Origin of the sequence: Vibrio sp. 1180_3 (assembly GCF_029478545.1) — a bacterium.
In the GTDB taxonomy this organism is placed as follows: Bacteria; Pseudomonadota; Gammaproteobacteria; order Enterobacterales; family Vibrionaceae; genus Vibrio; species Vibrio aestuarianus.
Genome location: NZ_SJFM01000009.1, coordinates 104,895 through 125,870 on the forward strand (window position 1 = coordinate 104,895; position 20,976 = coordinate 125,870).

The following is a 20,976-nucleotide window of genomic DNA, read 5'->3' on the forward strand; positions in this document are numbered from 1 at the left end:
CTCATGATGATTGCTCCATATTTAACGGAAAGTGACAAGAAAACTTATGGTTTTTTATCCGTTGCGGATAAGGTATTTCAACGCATTGACGTTGAGCATATGGGCAACGAGGCCCCAAGCGACAACCAATTGGTAAATGTTGTAGTGGTGGAATAGAACCGGGCAAAGACTGTAGTTTTTCTTTATGGGGAATCCAGTCACTAAAGTCAGGCATCGCTTTAAGCAATGCGACAGTATAGGGGTGCTTGGGCTCACTCAAAATTTTTGGGGTATCGGCTGATTCAACAGATTGCCCGCAATACATGACCGTAATGCGGGTCGCCCATTGTGTGATGGTCGTTAAGTCGTGGCCAATTAGCAAAATAGTGGTGTTATTGACTTGATTCATGCGGCTCAACAAACGCAAAATTTGCGATTGAGTGATCGGGTCTAAATCGTTGGTCGGTTCATCGGCGATCAACAATTTTGGTTTGGTTGCAATCGCCATTGCAATCATGACTTTTTGGCATTCCCCATCGGTCAGTTCATAAGGGTAGCTGTTCATGACGCGAGTATGATCTTTAATGCCGACCTTATGTAGTAAAGCCTTGGCTTGTTTTTTACGCCATTTGAAACGTTGCCACCACTTGCCTTCAAAGGTACGAGATGGAATGGACTCTATCAACTGCTTGCCGACTTCTTCTGATGGGTCCAAACAGGTTGATGGTTCTTGAAAGATCATAGCAATATCGCGGGCAATGACGCGTCTGCGTTCTCGTGCAGTCAGTTGCAACAAATCAATATTGCCCAGACGCATTCGGTCTGCGGTGACCGTCCAGTTATCTTTGCAGATACCAACAATAGCTTTTGCTACGAGACTTTTTCCTGAACCTGACTCACCCACTAGGCCGCGAATTTCACCTTCATTCATGGTCAAACTCATGCGGTCAACCGCTTTAACTAAGCCTTGCGGTGTATCGATTTCAATGGTGAGGTGGCGAATATCTAATAACGGCATTATTCAACCCCTGCATTTAAAGCTTGGCGTACGCCTTCACCGACTAGGTTAATGGTGATAACCGTAAACATAATGGCCAGCCCGGGTAGGGTAACGGTCCAAGGTGCTAAGTAAATCAGCTCTACGGAATCACCCAATATTGCTCCCCATTCAGTACTTGGTGCCTGCGCGCCAAGCCCAAGAAACCCAAGCGCTGAAATATCTAAAATAGCAACCGACAGAGCAAGTGTCATTTCGCTTGCAATGACAGCAAGCACGTTGGGTAAAATGGAGTTCCACAATAAATAAAAATCATTGGCACCATCTAATCGTGCGGCGAGGATATAATCTTTCTCAACTTCGTTATGGACCGCAATATAGACTGAGCGTATAAAACGTGGAATGAGAGCTAAACCAATGGCGAGTAATATATTGAACTCACCAAATCCGAGTAAAGCAACGAAGATAATGGCTAAAAGCAGAGAGGGGATAGACATCACCGTATCAAGTAAGTGATTCAATGTACTTGATAGAAGCCCCTTGGTCATACCTGCCATGATACCGATAAAGCAGCCTATCAATGCAGCAATTAATGTAATGATAACGGCAGCACCAAAGGTGAACTGAGAGCCATCAATTAAGCGAGAGATAATATCTCGCCCTAAATCATCAGTACCAAGGAAATATTCAACAGTTCCGGCTGGATCCCACGAAGGAGGAATGAGTAACTCTCCGCTTTGGAGTTGCGGATCATGAGGCGTTATCCAAGGTGACGTTACCGTAATTAAAACAATAAGTACTAAGCACCATAGCCCAAACATCGCCAAACTGTTGGCACGATAGCTGCGCCAAAAACGCTCAAACTGCGTTGGGATATGCTCTTCCTGATATACGTTATTTGTTAGCATACCATTCCTTCCTTACTAGCGGGTTGATCATGGCGCCAATCAAATCAGATAGGGTGTTAGCAGCCAGTACTAATACGCCTACCACAATCACGCCGGCTTGAATCGATGCGTAATCTTGATTTGATAGGGCATCTAGCAGCCAACGCCCAATTCCAGGCCAGTTGAAAATAGACTCGGTAATAATAGCCAGAGTAAGCATGCCCGATAATTGCACGCCAAATTTAGGAATAATCGGAGGGATCGCATTTCTAAGCACATGTTGGGTAACAATTTCATGATTGCTTAGACCTTTAATCCTTGCTGCACGAATATAATTTTGCGACATCACATCCGCAACGGAGGCTCTCATTAAACGCACGACTTGCGTCGTGGGAGCTAAAGCGAGAACGAAGCAAGGTAAAGCCATATGTTCAATAACGCTTTGCAATGCATGGGCGCGGTAAACTCCTTCAGCAAAAAAAGCATCAATCAAAGCAAAACCGGTGACATGTTCGACTTGGTAGAGAAGATCATATCGTCCAGCAACGGGGAACATTTCATAGTGTAGTGAGAACACCATAATCATCAGTAGGGCAACCCAAAAAAGCGGCGCGGAATACCCTGACATGGACGTAAATGAAATGACGGTATCGATCCATTTGCCCTGTTTCATGCCGGCCAATGTACCGAGTGGAATACCAATTAATAGCGACAGTGTGAATGCGATTAAACACAGTTCTAATGTAGCAGGAAAGACGACGGCCAGCTCATCGACAATGGCAACACCATTGTGGTTGACCCCAAAATTTAGCTGCATAAGCTCACTTAAGTAAGTCGACCAGCCGGACCAAAAACCTTGTATTGCCCACGGTGATGTAGGGTCTAATCGTAGTAGATGAAACCCGACCAGTGTTAAAATCAGCAACGTGATGATAAATAAATTGAGCCTACGAACGGTATATAAAAACACTATTTCACCCTCTCAACACGGTTGAATGGTTGAACATTGAATGGACTCAACTTAAAGCCAGTTAAGTTACTGTTATAGGCTTTGAATTGCATTCCGTGTGCCAGAGGGATCACGGGGAATTCTTCGTTCAAAATATTCTGTGCCTGTTTGTATAAATTCAGTCGGTAGCGTGTTTTATCGACTTCTAAGGCTAAATCTAATAGGAAATCAAAATCGTTATTGCACCACATGGCGACATTAAGACCTGCACGGTTTGAGTTACAAGAGAGCAGTGGTCTTAAAAAGTTATCAGGATCTCCGGTATCGCCAATCCAGCCCGTCAAAAATAGGTCAACATTTTCGTTTTGTACCATATCAGACCGATTTAGGCGGTCTTCAGTCAGCAAGTTTAGTTTTATTCCTATGTCGGCGAAGTTTGCTTGAATTAACTCTGCTGTTTTGCGTGGGCTTGGATTGTACGCTCTTGGCTCCGTTGGTACAGACATGGTGAGCTCCAAGTTGCCGTAATATCCTGCTTCTTTAAGCAACGCGATAGCATAGTTGCGGTCATAACGAATTTGAATACTATCTTTTTGATAGGCCCAAGATGATGGCGGCAGAAGATTATAAGCAATACTGCCAGTGCCGTAGTAGACCGAGTCTAAGATATTTTGGCGGTTGATAGCGAAATTCAGCGCTTTACGCACACTGGCATTATGCAGTGCAGGGTGTGAGGTATTAACCGCAATAAATGCAACATTCATTGCTGGCTTCGCTTGAAGTGTGAGCTCAGGTTGTTGCTCAACAATAGGTATCTGACTTGAGATTGGAGAACTTAGCACATCACATTCGTGTCGCAGTAATTTTGCCAATGTACCAGTACCTCTATTTGAAATATCAAATACCACCTGTTCCATTTTTGCAGGGCCATTCCAGTAACGACCATTGCGACGTAGACGAATGAGATCATTGACTTTAAATTCATCAAGATAAAACGGCCCCGTGCCGACAGGCAAGCTATCTATCAAGGCTTTTTCATCATCAATAATCAATTGGTTTGCATATTCGTAAGATAGAATGACCGCATGGCTTGTTGATATGTTGGATAAAAATGAGTTGTCAGGGCGACTAAGGATAAATTTGACCGTTAGATCGTCAATGGCTTGAACATCAATCAACAGATTTTTGAAATCAATACCAGCAAACCATGGATAAGTGCCACCATTTACGTAATGGAAGGGATTGGTTGAATCGATGATGCGACGAAAGCTGAATGTCACGTCATCGGCGTTCAGCTCACGCGTAGGGCTAAACCAAGCGGTGGTTTGAAAGTAAACACCAGATCTAAGATTAAATGTATATTCAGTGCCGGCTTTATTCACGCTCCAACTGGTTGCTAAATTGGGTAGCGGTTGCAAGGTATCAGCGTCTAGCTGCAATAGAGTGTCATACAGTTGTGGGCTCAGCGCTTCTGATGTGATGCCATTATCAACTAGCTGAGGGTTAAACGTTGTAGGGCTGCCGTGACCACAATATACGAATCCGCTTTGGCGAATTTTACTATGGTCAATTTGATCGCCACAGCCTGCGAGTAGGCTAAAGCTGCATATTGCTAGCGTGAATCGTAATAATGTTTTCATAATGAAAAATAACTGTGAGAAGTAAGGCAAACAAAGCTAATCATTATGCCTCAAAATCCTGATAATCTACCATTTTTTGTTGTACTAAACACAGGGTTAATCACTATTCATTCCTACGAGTTGGTATTTTCTTACCATGCCTCGTAATTGGTGGTAGCTCAACCCCAACAATTCTGCCGCTTGTCTTTGGTTAAATTTGCTCTTTTCGAGAGCTTGGGTCAGCAGTATTTTGTCCTGCTCTTCCTGCCATTTTTTGTAATCCATAGGAAAATCAAAGTGGCTATCACTAGTATGGTTGATTGCGTTATTATTGCCATCATCTTGTAGATGCCATTGACTGGTGAATGGGTCAAATATCAAGTTATCAATAGGTTGTTCAGTATCACCGTGTTGATAGACAGCGCGTTCTACAACGTTTTTTAGTTCTCGCACGTTACCGGGCCAAGCATAGTGCTGAAGTTGCTGTATTGCATCAAAGCCAAACCCAACGAATAAACTTAGATTGAGTTCTCGGCACATTTTTATGGCGTAGTACTCGGCGAGTAGAGTGATGTCTTCTTTTCTTTCCCTCAGTGGTGGCAGTTGGATCACATCGAACGCTAACCTGTCGAGTAAATCTGCACGAAACTTACCTTGTTTCGCTAATTGAGGAAGATCAGCGTTAGTGGCACAAACGACGCGTACATTGGCATTCAATAAGTGACTACCCCCGACGCGTTCGTATTGCCCATATTCAATTACTCTGAGCAATTTTTCTTGCACTGAAAATGGGGCTGTGGCGAGTTCATCGAGAAACAAAGTTCCTCCTTCTGCGCGTTCAAAGCGCCCTTGGTGGCGTCCTTTTGAGCCAGTGAAAGCGCCTGATTCATGACCAAACAATTCGGAGTCGATTAACCCTTCACTGAGTGTTGAGCAGTTGAGTGAAATAAGTGGTTGGTCCCAGCGCTTAGACAAATAGTGCAGCCGTTGAGCGATCAACTCTTTACCTGTACCGCGTTCACCAACGATTAAAACGGGTCGATCAATACGAGCCAGCTTTGAGACCTTATCCAATACCGAGAGAAAGCTTGGGGATTCTCCAATTAAGTTTTGTTGCATACTTTATCTCTCCAAACATTTGAAAATGGTCAGGTTAAATTTACCAATAGTTGGTTTTTTTTATCATAGCACAATGTGATTATCATTAATAAATTACTTAACCATTTGATTAATAATGAATTAAATGCTGGCATGAATGTTGTTTATACATTTACATCATAAAGCTTTGATGTGTTCAAAGTGTATTACCAGTAAGGAGATTCATCATGGGTATTTTTTCTCGTTTTGCAGATATCGTAAATTCAAACATCAGCGCATTATTAGATAAAGCGGAAGATCCAGAAAAAATGATCCGCCTTATCATTCAAGAAATGGAAGATACATTGGTGGAAGTGCGAACCAATTCAGCCAAAGCCATTGCGGATAAAAAAGAATTGGCGCGTAAAGTTGATGCGATGGATGCGCAAATAGTAGATTGGCAACAAAAAGCGACGCTAGCGCTTAGTAAGCAGCGTGAAGAATTAGCGCGAGCGGCGTTGATTGAAAAGAAAAAATTGCAAGAAATAATCAAAGGCTTGCATACTGAACAGACGCTGGTGGAAGAAACGATTGACAAACTAACCGGTGAAATCGGTAAATTAGAAACGAAAATCTCCGAAACCAGAGCCAAGCAACAAGCATTGGCCATTCGTAGCCAAACCGCTCATAACCGTCGTGATGTTCAACGTCATCTACATACTAGCCGCACTGACGAAGCGATGGCGAAGTTTGAACAATATTCACGCAAAGTGGATGAACTGGAAGCGGAAGCGGATTTATACGCAAAATCGGGTAATGCAAAGACTTTGGATCAAGAATTTGCTGAACTGCAAGCACAAGACGAAATTGAACACGAGCTAGCAAAACTTAAACAGCAAATGGATCAAAATAAATAACGAGGAGTGACATATGTCATCATTTTTCATCGCAGGGCCATTGATTGTTTTCCTCATCTTTGTCGCGCCATTGTGGTTATTTCTTCATTATCGCAGTAAGAAAAATTCAGGTAATGCACTTTCTCAGGAAGATTTTGAACGCTTGAAAGTGCTGTCGCAAAAAGCAGAAGGCTTACAGAGTCGTGTTGAAACCTTAGAGCGTATACTGGACGCTGAGTCCCCGAATTGGAGACGAAATAATGGCTAGAGAACTGTACCGTGATACCGTGAATGGAAAAATTACTGGTGTTTGCGCAGGGCTTGCAAACTACCTCGGGCTTGAAGTTTGGCTGGTTCGTATTTTGGTGATTTCTGCTTCGCTATTGGGTGGTTTTTTCTTAGTGGCATTAGCTTACCTAGCATTAACGTTAATGCTAGAGAAACAGCCCGTTCAATATTTAGAAACACTCAAAAGTCAACGTGAACACAAATTAAAGAACAAGCCTTGGGAACAAGGACAAACCGCAGAAGCATTATTGGACACGTTAGATCAAGACTTACGTCAAGTAGAGGGGACAGTTCGCCAAATGGAGGCGTACGTTACCTCTGAAGCATTCAAAGTAAACCGAGAGTTTAGTAAGCTTTAGATTACGGTGTTAACTTCCCGTTTGAGAACTAGACCTATTTTAGTTCTCAAATGGTTAATTTTTATAGAAATTAACGGAATCTTTCTCGCTATCTCGATAGGATTCATCTATTTTTAGATAAACTGTAAAAATGGATGATATAGCATGTACAAACCTCCTGTTTTATTGCTGGCGACTCTGGCAATACTGTCAGGGTGTGGTAAGGAATTACCCCCCGTGCCTGAGCCAGATTCACGCCCAGCCAAATTCTTCTCTGTCTCTGTTGGCAATACCCAATTTGAAAGAACTTTTCCAGCTACAACAGAAGCCGGAGATAAGGCTGTTTTAGCATTTCGCGTTCCTGGATTACTTGAATCAATTGATGTGACCGCCGGTCAACAAGTAGCGCAAGGTGATGTCCTTGCCAAGTTAAACCCAGATGAATATTCACTGTTAGAGCAACAAGCTCAAGCTAATTTTAAGTTAGCGGATGTGCAGTACGAGCGATATAAAAAACTTAGAAAAGATAAAGTTGTTTCAGAGCAAGATTTTGACCAAGCGCAGGCAAACCATAATTCGGCAAAAGCGATGTGGGAGCAGGCTAAAGCCAACTTGCGTTATACCCAGTTAGTTGCGCCTTATGCTGGCACTATCTCGCTTATCCCTGCTGAAAATCATGAATTCCTTGCGGCTAAGCAAGGTGTAATGAACATTCAAACCAATCAAATCTTAAAAGTGATTTTCCAACTACCAGACCACTTGCTAAACCGTTTTGCTAATGGGGCCGATTCCGTAGCAACAGTGAGGTTTGATTCTTTCCCTGAACGAGAATTCCAATTGCAGTTTCAAGAAGTGGATACTGAGGCTGATTCAAAAACAGGTTCTTATAAAGTCACGATGGTGATGGAACGTCCGACAGACATAGGCATATTGCCCGGGATGGTCGGTACTGTTCGAATAGTTGCAGCGAAAGCCAGTGCAACACGTATTCCAACTTCAGCACTTTTTGATGAGAATGGACAACAATGCGTTTGGCGAGTCACCGAAGAAGGTGTCGTTGAAAAAGCGTTGGTTGAATTGAACGCTGAAAACCAAGTGCTCTCAGGCCTAAATGATGGTGACCGAATTGTTATTTCTGGCGTCAGTGGTATTTCGCAAGGCATTAAAGTGCGTGAATGGATTAAAGAGCGAGGACTGTAAGATGAAGCAATGGATAATGTTGTGTGTGCTTTCATCTTCAGTGTTAGTCACTGGATGTGAAAAGGCAGATACCTCAGAGCGAGACATGGTGACACGGGTGAAAGTTGTTGAGTTGGGTAGTGAAAAACTCAGTGATAGCCTGTATTTCCCTGCGGTTGCTAATGCTGCCGATCGCTCTCATCTGAGCTTTCGTGTGGCGGGAGAAATAAACCAACTGACGATAAAAGAAGGGGATAGAGTTAAGCAAGGAGATGTGCTTGCTACATTAGATCCAACCGATTACCAATTGGATGTTGATAACGCTAAGGCACGCTTTACGGTTATTGATAGTCAATATACACGTTCAAGTCCTTTGGTCGAAAAAGGCTTGCTTGCTAAGTCACAGTTTGACGAAATCGCCGCTCAACGCCAAATTGCTAAAGCCGAGTTAGACCTTGCAAAGTTACGCTTGTCTTTCACCCAGCTTAAGGCTCCCGTTGACGGTATTATTTCGCGAGTCAATGCGGATCAATTTGAGAATGTGCAAGTAGGGCAACAGATAGTCAATATTCACAGCATTGATTCCGTTGAAGTGTTAATTCAGTTGCCTGATCGTCTTTATATCAGCCAACCTAAATCCGTTGGACTAGAAAGAATGGAGGCGCTTGTACGAGTCCCTAGCGGGAATACTTATACTGCTATGGTCAAGGAATTTACGACAGAACCTAACCCCGCTACTGGTACCTTCTCTGTGACGCTTTCCTTACCGATGCCTGATCAAGAATATATTTTGGACGGTATGGCAGTGGAAGTCACCACTCAAGGTGGTCAGGCTGGATTACAGCTAAATGCAGGCGTAAGTGTGCCAATTGAAGCGGTATTTAATGCCGATGGTGATGGTTTAGAACGAGATAACAAATTCGTTTGGATATTAAATGATGATAATACTGTGAGTAAAAAGCATGTGATGCTGGGGAAGGCTTCAATGGCGAGTGTACAAGTACTTGATGGACTTAGTGCTTCAGATACGGTCGTGACGGCTGGTCTATCTAGACTGCGTGAAGGAACGGTAGTGGAAGTGGTTAAGCAGGAGGCAGGTAATGAGTAATCAACAACATACGCCTCAAAGTGATGACGATGTAAAAGGTGTCGCAGCATACTTTATCAGAAACCGTGTCATCAGTTGGATGCTGTCGCTTATATTCCTGATTGGCGGTGTATCTGCATTCTTTGGATTAGGGCGCTTAGAAGACCCTGCTTTCACTATCAAAGATGCCATGGTGGTGACAGCTTATCCTGGTGCAACGCCGCAACAAGTGGAAGAAGAAGTAACGTATCCGATAGAGAAAGCGATTCAACAATTAACTTATGTTGACGAAGTTAACTCGATTTCAAGTCGTGGATTGTCACAAATCACGGTCACCATGAAAAATAACTATGGTCCTGATGATCTTCCACAAATATGGGATGAGTTGCGCCGTAAAGTGAATGATCTTAAAGGTCAATTACCTCCTGGTGTTAATGACCCGCAAGTGATTGATGATTTCGGTGATGTATACGGTATCTTGCTCGCCATTACTGGTGACGGATATAGCTACAAAGAATTGCTCGATTATGTGGATTACTTGCGACGTGAACTGGAACTGGTTGATGGTATCAGTAAGGTTTCTGTGTCTGGTCAGCAGCAAGAAAAAGTGTTTATTGAAATATCGATGAAGCGCATCAGTTCGCTAGGGCTTTCTCCACAAACGGTGTTCAACCTGCTTTCGACACAGAATGCGGTCTCTGATGCTGGTGCTATTCGCATTGGTGAGGAGTACATTCGTATCCAACCGACGGGTGAGTTTAATGATGTTGATAAATTAGGAGACTTAATACTTACCGAAAGCGGTACAAAAGGGCTGATTTACTTACGCGATGTGGCTGAAGTGAAACGTGGTTATGTTGAAGTTCCAAGTAACATCATCAATTTTAATGGTCAATTAGCCTTGAATGTTGGCGTTTCATTTTCTCAAGGTGTCAACGTGGTTGAAGTTGGCAAGCGATTCGACCGTCGACTTGCGGAACTAAAATACCAGCAGCCAGTTGGCATCGATATTTCGGAAATTTATAGTCAACCCAAAGAAGTAGATAAATCCGTTAGCGGTTTTGTGGTGAGTTTAGGCCAAGCCGTTGCTATTGTGATTATTGTTCTACTGTTTTTCATGGGGCTGCGCTCAGGCCTATTAATCGGTTTGATTTTGTTGCTGACGGTGTTTGGCACGTTCATTTTCATGCAGTATTTCAGAATTGATCTACAACGAATTTCTCTCGGAGCATTAGTCATAGCGCTAGGGATGTTAGTGGATAACGCGATTGTGGTAGTCGAGGGCATATTAATAGGGACGCAAAAAGGACGTACCCGAATGCAAGCGGCTACTGATATCGTTACTCAAACCAAATGGCCGCTATTAGGGGCAACGGTGATTGCGGTAACGGCTTTTGCGCCGATAGGTTTATCCGAAGATGCAACGGGTGAGTACTGTGGCACCTTGTTTACGGTACTACTTATTTCACTGATGCTCAGTTGGTTCACCGCTATCTCGCTGACGCCATTTTTTGCTGATCTCTTCTTTAAAGGCCAAAAATTTGCAGAAGGTTCAGAAGACAGTGATCCATACAACGGTATGGTTTTCGTTATCTACAAAAACTTCTTAGAATTTTGTATGAAACGAGCGTGGATGACGATGGGTATCTTAGTTCTTGCTCTTGTCGCCAGTGTTTATGGTTTCACCCATGTAAAGCAAGCTTTCTTTCCATCATCAACGACGCCGATGTTTTTGGTTGATGTTTGGATGCCAGAAGGTACAGATATACGAGCAACTAATACCAAATTAAAAGTATTGGAACGTTGGTTGTCTGAGCAAGATGATGTTGAACATATCACTACAACGGCGGGTAAAGGTTTACAGCGCTTTATGTTGACTTATGCTCCAGAAAAGAGCTATGCCGCCTATGGTGAAATTACAACACGTGTTGCAAGTTATGAAGCTCTTGCCCCGTTAATGGAGCGTTTTAGACAATACGTTGACCAAAATTTCCCAGAAATTAACTACAAGTTAAAGCAAATTGAATTGGGTCCTGGTGGCGGTGCAAAAATTGAAGCTCGAATTGTTGGATCTGACCCAACCGTATTGCGGTCAATTGCCACACAAGTGATGGATATTATGCACGCTGACAAGGGAGCTTATAATGTTCGTCACGATTGGCGAGAGCGCACCAAAGTTATTGAACCACAATTCAATGAGAGTCAAGCTAGACGTTACGGCGTGACAAAGTCCGACGTTGATGAGTTTCTTGCTATGTCATTCTCCGGTAAAACGATTGGCGTGTATCGAGATGGTACAACCTTGATGCCGATTGTAGCTCGCCTACCAGATGATGAACGGGTTGATATTCGTAACATTGAAGGGATGAAACTATGGAGCCCTGTTATTGGCGACTATATTCCTTTACAGCAAGTAACGTTAGGCTATGAAATGCGTTGGGAAGATCCTCTCATCGTACGTAAAAACCGCAAGCGTATGCTAACCGTAATGGCTGACCCTGATCTTCTCGGTGAAGAGACGGCATCAACATTACAAAAGCGTTTACAGCCTCAAATTGAAGCGATCAAATTACCAGCTGGGTATTCACTTGAATGGGGAGGAGAGTATGAGTCCTCACACGATGCTCAAGAATCACTATTTAAAACAATGCCACTGGGTTATTTGTTTATGTTCTTAATTACGGTGTTCTTGTTTAACTCCGTTAAAGAGCCACTGATTGTTTGGTTAACGGTACCACTTGCGTTGATAGGGGTTACCACTGGACTATTAGCTCTTAATACACCATTTGGCTTCATGGCATTGCTTGGTTTCTTGAGCTTGTCAGGCATGTTGCTGAAAAACGGTATTGTTTTATTGGATCAAATTGAGATTGAAATGCATTCGGGGAAAGATCCTTACCTGGCGGTTGTTGATGCTTCACTAAGTCGTGTTCGTCCGGTTTGTATGGCGGCAATTACCACGATTTTAGGTATGCTGCCACTACTGCCAGATATATTCTTCAAGCCGATGGCGGTAACTATTATGTTTGGTTTGGGTTTTGCTACGGTACTGACATTGATAGTAGTTCCTGTGTTATACCGACTATTTCATAAGGTAGCAGTACCTAAATAGCTAGTTGATTATTTCAAGTCACAGTGCCTCTGATGAACAGGGGCACTACTTTTGAAAAGCATAACTTTTAAGGATTAGCGATGAGCGATCACGATACTACTTGTGCATGGGCAATGAATCATCCACTTGAACGTGAATATCACGACCAAGAGTGGGGAGTTCCGGTTTATGACGATACGGTTTTGTTTGAGTTCATCACCTTGGAAGGTGCGCAAGCTGGCCTAAGTTGGATCACCATCTTAAAAAAACGTGAAGGATATCGTGTCGCGTTTGAAGGGTATGATCTTCAAGTTCTAGCGCAATATGATGAGGCACGAGTGCCATACATTATTGAGCATTTTGATGTGGTGAAACACAAAGGAAAGATTGCCTCTGTATATTCTAATGCGCGAGCAGCAATAGCGCTTCAGCAAGAATATGGCTCATTATCTAACGCGTTATGGCAGTTTGTCGATGGACTTCCCATTGTCAATCATTGGCATTCGATGGGGGAGGTGCCTGCTGCAACTGAAATTTCAAAAGCAATGAGCCAATTTTTGAAAAAACGTGGTTTCAAATTTGTTGGAGAAACAATTTGCTACGCATTCATGCAGGCAGTTGGTATGGTCAACGACCATCTTGAAGACTGTCCACAGCGAACTTAACTAACTTCGGTGGTTCTGGTCTAGATTTTGAAATTGCACAACCCGGTAGTGTGAGCGCAGGCTTTGAAGGATTTAATTTACCTGGAGCATTGCTTGCCATTACTCAGCAGCTTCCATTTCCTGTGGTGATCTCTTTATTATTTTTGGTACTGACCACTACTTTCATCGTGACCACTGGTGACTCGATGACTTATACCATGAGTGTGGTCATGAGTGGAAATAATGACCCGCACCCCTATTTACGTGCGTTTTGGGGCATCATGATGGGAGCGATTGCGATTGCATTGATTTCTTTAGGGGAAGGTGGTGTTTCTGCATTACAGTCGTTTATTGTTATCACTGCGGTGCCCGTTTCCTTGATATTGCTGCCAACGCTTTGGACAGCGCCGCGCTACGCAAGACTAATGCTAGAAGAGCAACAATTAAAGCAATTGTAGCGATATTCAATAAAAAAAGCCGCTCGTTTCATGGGGCGGCCTTTTTGTATTGCTGTGTTATTTCAATGATTACTGATTGAGTTGTTGAGTATAGCGCTCTAACCCCGCGTCTAAATCAGCAATGAGGTCTTCAACATCTTCCAAACCGATATGTAGGCGAATCAAGGTTCCTGAAAAATGCGGATTGGCTACGGTTCTCAACGAGTCAAAACTCTTTGGTTCATTAGCAAGAATTAAGCTTTCAAAGCCTCCCCACGAATAACCCATACTGAAATGCTTCATGCCATCGAGTAAGGCTGTGGTTGCTCGCGGATTGCTCGTTTTCAACACAAAGGAGAACAGGCCATTTCCGCCAGTGAAATCACGTTTATAAAACTCATGACCAGGACAGGACTCCAGCGCTGGGTGGCGAACATGGTCGACTTCTGGGCGATCAGCAAGCCATTTCGCGACTTCCAAGCTGTTTTTTTCATGTTGGCGTAAGCGAACATCAAGGGTTCTTAAACCACGTAAACCTAAGTAAGCATCATCAGGTGAGATACATTGTCCCATTAAGTAGCTCTGTTCTCGTAGTTGATCCCAATGTTTTTCATTGGCGATGGCGGTGCCTAGCATCACATCTGAGTGACCAACTATGTATTTGGTTGCCGCTTGGATCGAGATATCAACCCCATATTCAAAAGGTGAGAAGTTAACGCCTGCTGCCCAAGTATTATCTAGCATCACGACAATATCTTGTTCATGAGCAATGCGTGAAAGGGTTGGGATATCTTGCACTTCCATGGTGATTGAACCTGGTGATTCAGTAAAGAGTACCTTAGTATTCGGTTGAATTAACTCGCGGATACCTTCGCCAATCGTTGGAGGGTAGTAGGTGGTTTCTATACCCATTTTCTTCATGATTTTTTCGCAAAAATCACGGGTCGGTTCATAACAGGTATCGACCATCAATATATGGTCGCCAGTTGCAACAAAGGAAAGAATGGCATTGGCGATTGCCGCAGCTCCACACGGGAAAAGTGCACAGCCTGCGCCGCCTTCAATTTCGACCATCGCCTCTTGAAAAGCAAAGTGAGTATGTGTGCCACGACGCCCATAGAATAAGGTTTTATTTGCACGGTTTATCGTCGCATGGTTTTTTTCAGCAACGCTATCAAAAACCACTGTCGATGCACGTTGAATTGGCGGATTGACTACCCCATTTGTCCACTTTTTGTCACGCCCCGCTGTCACGAGTTGAGTCTTTTTGCCTTCTGACATCAGAAATCCTTGTCTGGAAAGATAATCGTCTATTTAAAACATGGAGCTGCCTTGGTTGGCAACCCCGAAATGATAAAAACTTATAGTAGAGGATTGAATAAATAGAACAAACGTTCAAAGAAACGATGATGAAGCGGGCGTTGTTCCCATTCGCTGTAGTCAACAGCATGAGATTGCTCAATGTAATGTTGCTGTAACCAATGCATTTCTTTAGTAAATGATTGATCATCAACGGCGAGAGTGACCTCAAAGTTTAGCCATAAGCTGCGCATATCAATATTGACGGTGCCGACTAAACAGAACTGCTCATCGATCACTACCGATTTTGTATGTAATAAGCCACCGTAAAATTCATAGATTTTCACACCAGCTTCAAGCAATTCTCCATAAAAGGCACGTGAAGCCCACTGCACCATCGTAGAGTCATTTTTATGGGGAATGATCAGTTCAACATTAATACCACGTTGCGCCGTCATTTTTAGTGTGGCCAGTAAATCCGCACTTGGCACAAAGTAAGGGGTGGTTATTCTTACTGACTTATTGGCTTGGTTAATGGCCAGTGTCAGCACTTGTAATATCAAGTTTTCAGGCATACCTGGACCTGATGGAACAACCTGAACAGGGTGCTGTGGTTGATCTGGGGTTATTTGGCATTCCGGAGTGTTGGGTAGCATGCGAGTCCCCGTTTCCACTTCCCAGTCCCAGCAATGGATGGCAGACAGCACATTAACAGCAGGGCCAGTTACGCGGACCATGATATCCACCCACTGACCAACGCCAGAATTTTGCTTGAAGTAAGCTGGGTCAACGAGGTTCATCGACCCGGTGTAAGCGACTTTATCATCAATGATAATGATTTTTCGATGCTGCCTTAAATCGAGGCGGCGTAAAAAAATCCGTAAAGGGCTGACTTCTAGTGCTTGAACGACTTCAATGCCAGCATCTTTCATCATTTGGTGCCAATGGCTTCTGAAAAATCGCGGACTGCCTGCTGAATCAAGTAACAGTTTAACCTGTACACCGCGCTTGGCTGCTTGGATAAGTGCTGAAGCAACAGAATCAGCCAATCCACCTGGATGCCAGATGTAAAAAACCATTTGAATACTGATTTTTGCAGCTTCTATGTCGTCGATAATAGAATGCAAGATTTCATTGGGAGAGGTTTGAAGCGAAAGTGTGTTGCCACTTAGTGCTGGTATTCCCATTCGGTGATTGCAAAGTTCGTCAATCTTGTAGATATGAGCGCCCATACCTTCTGGAGCATGAGCTTGGCAGTCGTTAAGTTGCCTAAACCAGCCTTCATAAGGCGTGAACATTTCTTTTGCTCGTTCGGCTCGTTTTCGACCTAAATTGAGCTCGCCAATCAGAAAATAGAAAATCACCCCAACAATAGGAATGATATAAATAACCATCAGCCATGCAAGCGAAACGCTTACGGCTCTACGTTTCAATACAACGCGTAATGTAACAGCGGCAACCAGCAACCAATATATTGCAATGCCAGCTAATGTAAGAATGTGGTAAACCTTATCCATGCAGTCAATCTTGTCGCTAGAGTAAGTAAAGATAGTAAAGGGAAAGGACGAAGTAAGAAAGTTTATTGCTGTAAATAATATGAAAACAGTGACAGATGAATGGTGTTACCAATTTGATAACAGCAGTTTAAAAAATAAGAGCTGAGCACAAAAAAGCAACGATTAAGCTGCGAAATGATGGTGAAACCCATAATTTATGCTGTTCGGGCTTCCAATTCTAATCTTAAACTGATTTACTTGCCATCATCTTGGTGCGACTTAATATCCTTATAAGTGTAACTAAAAGTTTACACTCAATTTTAGCATCGCTTGGCAAACACAATTTTGGTAAATATCTTATGGCAAGTAGTTCAAGAGGTCATTTCTCTTCGAGAATTGGTTTTATCATGGCGGCAGCTGGTTCGGCTGTTGGTTTAGGTAACGTATGGGGCTTCCCAACCAAAGCGGCTAGTAATGGCGGTGCGGCATTTTTAGTCATCTATTTGGCCATGGTGTTTTTGATCGCTTATCCAATGTTGGTCGCAGAGTTAACGATTGGTCGTCATGGTCAGTCAAACCCTATTGCTTCTTTGAAATCAATTTGGACAAAAAATAAGAAAGCGGCGGCTCTATTCGGTGCGATAGCGATGGTTGCGGCTTCAATGATTCTTAGCTTTTATTCTATTCTTGCGGGTTGGTTGATGGGCTTTGCTGCCGCACCGATTTTAGAAATGGTAGGATTACAATCAGCAGCTGATTGGTTAGTGAATTTTAGTGGTGCTCGTAATGTTGTTCTAGCCTCGCTCTTTTCATTGCTGACGATTTATGTGGTGCAAAAAGGCGTAGCCGACGGTATTGAGAAATGGTCAACCCGTCTGATGCCTGTTCTATTTGTGCTGTTTGCTGTGATGATTGCGTATATTTTCACTCAAGATGGTTCAATGGAAGGCTTGAAAATGTACCTTGTGCCTGATGTATCACACATCAACGCGGGTCTTTTAGTGGATGCAATGGGGCAAGCTTTCTTCTCATTGTCACTCGGTGTGGGTTCGATGATGGTTTACGGTTCATACATCAAAAAAGATGTCAATTTACCGAAGACAGCAGCTCAAGTGGCTGCGATTGATACAGGTGTCGCCTTCGCTGCAGGTCTTTTGATTCTTCCTGCGATGTATGTTGCAAAAAATCACGGGGTTGAAATCTTTGATAGTGCAGGCAATCTATTGAGCTCTGGTGACCTTGTCTTTGCGGTATTACCAGCAATGTTTGACACTATGGGCTCAGGCGGGATGATTATTGGCGTTGGCTTCTTTATCCTGATGGTTATCGCTGCATTAACCTCTTCCATTTCATTATTAGAAGTACCTGTTTCTTGTGCTCAAGACGAACTGAAAATGGATCGTAGTAAAGCAACATGGTTGATTGGTGGTGCCATTCTAATACTTAGCATCGTTATTTCACTTAATTTTGGTGCACTATTTGGCCTGATTGCCGATGTATCAACAGTCTATATGCAGCCATTGTTGGGTGTGGTGTGGGCAATTGTAGTGGGTTGGATCTGGCAGCGTAATAAAGTTCTTGAAGAGCTTAAACAAGGCAATCCAGAGATCGAACAAGGTTTATTTTGGAAGATCTGGCCTTGGTATGTACGAATCGTTTGCCCTGTGGCGATCATGGCGGTATTCCTCTACTCGATTCTTTAAGTTTAATACTTAAACAAAAGCGGTGTATTCACCGCTTTTGTTTTATCAATAAAGCTCACTCTATCCTGCCGATTATTGTTTTTTAAAGGTATAATCCCAGCCTTATCATGAGAGGCTGTATGTTCGATATTCTTTATACACATTCCGATTTTCTGATCATCAATAAATACCCAAATGTTTCTGTTCATAAAGATGATGGCGAGACCATGCTATTGCAGGAAGTTGGTAAAGTTTCCGGTGATCAACAGCTTTATCTTGTTCATCGTCTGGACAAAATGACGTCAGGTATTTTATTGCTCGCACGTACACAGCAAGCGGCGAGTATTTTGTCGCAAGCGTTTGCTGACCGAGAAGTGGAAAAATACTATCTAGCACTGGGTAGCAACAAGCCTAAGAAAAAACAGGGTTTAATCAGTGGTGATATGGAGCGTTCAAGACGTTCTGCTTGGAAACTGATGAATACTTATAATAACCCTGCTATCACACAATTTTTCTCACTGACAGCAGAACCAGGTGAGCGTCTCTTTTTATGTAAGCCATTGACTGGTAAAACTCATCAGATAAGGGTTGCATTAAAATCGATTGGTTCAGCTATTGTGGGGGACCCCATTTATAATGGTAGTAATGTAGCTGACCGAGGATATTTACACGCCTTTGCTTTAAGGTTCTCGTATCTTAATCATCAGTATCAATTTATATGTGATCCACGTAATCAAGATGATATGGGTCATCAGTGGAACTCAACGATAGTTTGCCAAGGTATTGAATCTTGGTTAGCTCCTTGGAATTTAGCTTGGCCGAAAGTAAAAAAATGACAGAACACAACATGCAATGCTCAGCACTTGCCCTTTTTTTTGAACACATTGAACAGCAACTCGCACAAAGCCCAGATGAAATTCGGCGCTTATTCCATGGTCGTGGTCGCAGGTTTTCAGGTTTAGAGCAGCTAACGTGCGATTGGCTCCAAGGTCAATTGGTCGTCAATCTATTTAAAGCGGTGGACGATGCTTTTTTAGTTGATCTAAAGCAAGGGCTGGTTTGCCTGACAAACAGTCCGCTATGGCAGCAAAAGCAGGGGCGCTGTATTTTACTGCAACACCGTTATGCTGAAGGTGCTCCTTCTGAGGTGTTATGGGGAGAATTAGATGCCTTTCCTGTTGTGATTGAAAATGGCTTGAAATATCAGTTAAGTATTGGCCGTAACCAAAGTTTTGGCTTATTTTTGGATATGCGCTGTGGCCGTGAATGGGTACAAGCTAATGCAAAGCATAAAAACGTTTTGAATTTATTTGCTTACACTTGTGGCTTTTCTGTTGCGGCAATGCAAGGTGGTGCTGATAGCGTAGTAAATGTCGATATGGCAAAAGCCTCGCTATCGAAAGGTCGAGAAAACCACATATTAAATGGCCATAACCTTAGCCAAGTGAAGTTTTTTGGACATGATATTTTCAAGTCATGGGGGAAAATTAAAAAATCAGGTCCTTATGATTTGATTGTGATCGATCCGCCATCATTCCAAAAAGGTAGTTTTGCATTAACCAAAGATTATCAAAAGATTTTACGTCGCCTTCCAGATCTACTTGCTCAAGGAGGTGAAGTACTAGCGTGCGTTAATTCGCCATCGGTAACGTGTGATTTTCTTATTGAAGGTATGAAGGTAGAAGCTCCTTCGCTTACTTTTCAACAGCGTTTAGAAAACCCACCTGAGTTTGAAGATATCGATCCACAAGCAAGTTTAAAAGCGCTAGTTTTCTCGTAATCAGGATGCTCTCGAGCATCATTGAAATAGAGAGCAACAGATAGAAAAATGGCAGCGATTAACGCTGCCATTTTTAAAAGGAGTACATCCGCGTAAACTAGTTTACCCAGTCACGTAGGGTAAATGTCAGATTGTGTACATCATTCTTCAATGTTAGCCCGTCTTTGGTGACAGTGATGTCGCTCCAATCAGAAAGCGTTTGAGAGAATGCCTGCTCTGTGTCCATCACATCGCCAACACACATCATCATAGTCATGCCCATTTTTTCGATGCGGAACTGGTTGTCTTTCAACTCAGCTTGGCCAAAGAAGTTATTACACCCCGCATTACCACTTGCCATCATTTTTTCACCGATTTCAAGACGTGGTGCCTTTTGTTTATCGGCATTGGTAACTTCTTTACCATCAATTTGGACAAGTTGCCAGTTGTGGTGCTGTAGATCTTGAGCCGTGATTTGTTTCACGTTATCACCACTACTTGCACAGGCAGTCATGAGTACAGGTAGAGAAATTGCAGCAAGTAACTTTTTTGAACTAAGCTTCATATTATTCGACTCCAGAATGTTGAAAACGTGGTAAGTATATTAAATCGAACGGCGTTTTTGTCAGTATAAGGTTATTGTTTTATATTCGTTGTGTCTTGTAACCGCTAAATGACACAGAAATAAGTATATAACACTATTAGAAATACATCAGACTGCTGAGCTAAATATGGAGCAACTTGAATTTTTTAATGTACCAAGCCCCTGTATCGGTGTTTGCACTGTAGACAATAAAGGCTACTGCCACGGATGCATGAGAAAAAGAGAAGAGCGTTTTAATTGGCTTTCGATGACGCCTGCTCAGCAGTTACATGTGATAAAGCTTTGCCGACAACGTTATAAGCGGAAAATGCAACACAAAACGCAAGAAGCAAAAAGTGCAGGGCAGGCCATTAGCCCACAGCAGGATCTATTCTAAGGGGTTACTTTAATCCCCAATGATCGCTCACCCAACCACCAACTCGTTCATCAAAATGATTACCATTGAAGCGTCTATTAATGTCGGGGTGTTCTAGCTCAGGTTTACTATCGAGCAACTGTTGAATGTAGTTCGCCATAGGATCATTAGAAAGTTGTCGTTGATGCCGCGTTGCGACTTCTTTGATTAACTGTAGCCGATAGGTTGAGCTCGCACGTTTCATTTCTATAACCTCCAGTGTTGTAATGACCAATAGAAAAAATAGATCTGTTCGCACAGGCCGTCAACTCAA

Annotated in this window: 20 protein-coding genes and 1 pseudogene; 12 read left to right on the forward strand and 9 right to left on the reverse strand. The window is 42.9% G+C overall.

The window, feature by feature from the left end:
• Position 1 precedes the first annotated feature (1 nt).
• The 5 genes from EYW48_RS07970 to pspF all read right to left on the reverse strand — a co-directional run bounded on the left by EYW48_RS07970 (position 2) and on the right by pspF (position 5,550).
• The gene (locus tag EYW48_RS07970; RefSeq protein ID WP_053309946.1) at positions 2-997 is read right to left on the reverse strand and encodes an oligopeptide/dipeptide ABC transporter ATP-binding protein; all 996 of its coding nucleotides are present in this window, start codon (positions 995-997) and stop codon (positions 2-4) included.
• Positions 997-1,884 (reverse strand): ABC transporter permease subunit, encoded by an 888-nt coding sequence (locus EYW48_RS07975; protein ID WP_053309945.1) that lies wholly within the window; start codon positions 1,882-1,884, stop codon positions 997-999. The genes EYW48_RS07970 and EYW48_RS07975 overlap by 1 nt, the downstream gene beginning before the upstream one ends.
• Positions 1,871-2,833: an ABC transporter permease subunit gene (locus tag EYW48_RS07980; protein ID WP_261917826.1), complete on the reverse strand. Its 963-nt coding sequence runs from the start codon at positions 2,831-2,833 to the stop codon at positions 1,871-1,873. Before EYW48_RS07980 ends, EYW48_RS07975 begins: the two co-directional genes overlap by 14 nt.
• Complete coding sequence (gene sapA, locus EYW48_RS07985) at positions 2,833-4,452, reverse strand: ABC transporter substrate-binding protein SapA (protein ID WP_053310440.1); 1,620 nt, start codon at positions 4,450-4,452, stop codon at positions 2,833-2,835. Before sapA ends, EYW48_RS07980 begins: the two co-directional genes overlap by 1 nt.
• 96 nt (positions 4,453-4,548) lie before the next feature.
• Positions 4,549-5,550, reverse strand: a complete 1,002-nt coding sequence (gene pspF / locus EYW48_RS07990; RefSeq protein WP_053309943.1) for a phage shock protein operon transcriptional activator — start codon at positions 5,548-5,550, stop codon at positions 4,549-4,551.
• 206 nt (positions 5,551-5,756) lie between these two features.
• On the opposite strand from pspF, the gene pspA reads away from it, so the two are divergent.
• From pspA to EYW48_RS08030, 8 genes and pseudogenes are all read left to right on the forward strand, one after another.
• Positions 5,757-6,425, forward strand: coding sequence for a phage shock protein PspA (gene pspA, locus EYW48_RS07995; RefSeq protein WP_274673941.1), 669 nt, complete (start codon positions 5,757-5,759; stop codon positions 6,423-6,425).
• Positions 6,426-6,438: 13 nt separating this feature from the next.
• The gene (gene pspB, locus EYW48_RS08000) at positions 6,439-6,672 is read left to right on the forward strand and encodes an envelope stress response membrane protein PspB (RefSeq protein ID WP_261917824.1); all 234 of its coding nucleotides are present in this window, start codon (positions 6,439-6,441) and stop codon (positions 6,670-6,672) included.
• Positions 6,665-7,051 (forward strand): envelope stress response membrane protein PspC, encoded by a 387-nt coding sequence (gene pspC / locus EYW48_RS08005; RefSeq protein ID WP_261917823.1) that lies wholly within the window; start codon positions 6,665-6,667, stop codon positions 7,049-7,051. The genes pspB and pspC overlap by 8 nt, the downstream gene beginning before the upstream one ends.
• A gap of 144 nt (positions 7,052-7,195) precedes the next feature.
• On the forward strand, positions 7,196-8,230 hold the full coding sequence (locus tag EYW48_RS08010; RefSeq protein ID WP_277432215.1) for an efflux RND transporter periplasmic adaptor subunit: 1,035 nt from the start codon (positions 7,196-7,198) through the stop codon (positions 8,228-8,230).
• Between the two features lies 1 nt (position 8,231).
• Positions 8,232-9,317: an efflux RND transporter periplasmic adaptor subunit gene (locus EYW48_RS08015; protein WP_277432216.1), complete on the forward strand. Its 1,086-nt coding sequence runs from the start codon at positions 8,232-8,234 to the stop codon at positions 9,315-9,317.
• Positions 9,310-12,408, forward strand: a complete 3,099-nt coding sequence (locus EYW48_RS08020) for an efflux RND transporter permease subunit (protein ID WP_053309937.1) — start codon at positions 9,310-9,312, stop codon at positions 12,406-12,408. Before EYW48_RS08015 ends, EYW48_RS08020 begins: the two co-directional genes overlap by 8 nt.
• 80 nt (positions 12,409-12,488) lie before the next feature.
• A complete protein-coding gene (locus tag EYW48_RS08025) occupies positions 12,489-13,052 on the forward strand; it encodes a DNA-3-methyladenine glycosylase I (RefSeq protein ID WP_176312244.1) in 564 nt (187 codons plus the stop codon).
• Between the two features lie 8 nt (positions 13,053-13,060).
• A pseudogene (locus EYW48_RS08030) lies at positions 13,061-13,489 on the forward strand (BCCT family transporter); the annotation flags it as partial.
• Positions 13,490-13,558: 69 nt separating this feature from the next.
• Here the strand turns inward: EYW48_RS08030 and EYW48_RS08035 are convergent.
• Both EYW48_RS08035 and cls read right to left on the reverse strand, forming a co-directional pair.
• On the reverse strand, positions 13,559-14,749 hold the full coding sequence (locus EYW48_RS08035; RefSeq protein ID WP_277432217.1) for a cystathionine beta-lyase: 1,191 nt from the start codon (positions 14,747-14,749) through the stop codon (positions 13,559-13,561).
• A gap of 80 nt (positions 14,750-14,829) precedes the next feature.
• On the reverse strand, positions 14,830-16,284 hold the full coding sequence (cls, locus tag EYW48_RS08040) for a cardiolipin synthase (protein ID WP_053309934.1): 1,455 nt from the start codon (positions 16,282-16,284) through the stop codon (positions 14,830-14,832).
• Between the two features lie 338 nt (positions 16,285-16,622).
• Here cls and EYW48_RS08045 point away from each other — a divergent pair, with 338 nt between their 5' ends.
• The 3 genes from EYW48_RS08045 to EYW48_RS08055 all read left to right on the forward strand — a co-directional run bounded on the left by EYW48_RS08045 (position 16,623) and on the right by EYW48_RS08055 (position 19,725).
• On the forward strand, positions 16,623-17,966 hold the full coding sequence (locus tag EYW48_RS08045) for a sodium-dependent transporter (RefSeq protein ID WP_171981337.1): 1,344 nt from the start codon (positions 16,623-16,625) through the stop codon (positions 17,964-17,966).
• Between the two features lie 119 nt (positions 17,967-18,085).
• Entirely contained in the window at positions 18,086-18,781 is a 696-nt protein-coding gene (locus EYW48_RS08050; RefSeq protein WP_053309932.1) for a TIGR01621 family pseudouridine synthase, read from the forward strand.
• Positions 18,782-18,792: 11 nt separating this feature from the next.
• A complete protein-coding gene (locus EYW48_RS08055) occupies positions 18,793-19,725 on the forward strand; it encodes a class I SAM-dependent methyltransferase (protein ID WP_277432225.1) in 933 nt (310 codons plus the stop codon).
• A gap of 97 nt (positions 19,726-19,822) precedes the next feature.
• Here EYW48_RS08055 and EYW48_RS08060 read toward each other — a convergent pair whose 3' ends face one another.
• Positions 19,823-20,269 carry an META domain-containing protein gene (locus EYW48_RS08060; RefSeq protein WP_277432218.1) on the reverse strand — a complete coding sequence of 149 codons (447 nt, stop codon included), beginning with the start codon at positions 20,267-20,269 and terminating at the stop codon, positions 19,823-19,825.
• 166 nt (positions 20,270-20,435) lie between these two features.
• On the opposite strand from EYW48_RS08060, the gene EYW48_RS08065 reads away from it, so the two are divergent.
• On the forward strand, positions 20,436-20,684 hold the full coding sequence (locus EYW48_RS08065; protein ID WP_053309930.1) for a DUF1289 domain-containing protein: 249 nt from the start codon (positions 20,436-20,438) through the stop codon (positions 20,682-20,684).
• 4 nt (positions 20,685-20,688) lie between these two features.
• Here EYW48_RS08065 and EYW48_RS08070 read toward each other — a convergent pair whose 3' ends face one another.
• On the reverse strand, positions 20,689-20,907 hold the full coding sequence (locus EYW48_RS08070; RefSeq protein WP_053309929.1) for a hypothetical protein: 219 nt from the start codon (positions 20,905-20,907) through the stop codon (positions 20,689-20,691).
• Positions 20,908-20,976: the final 69 nt, after the last annotated feature.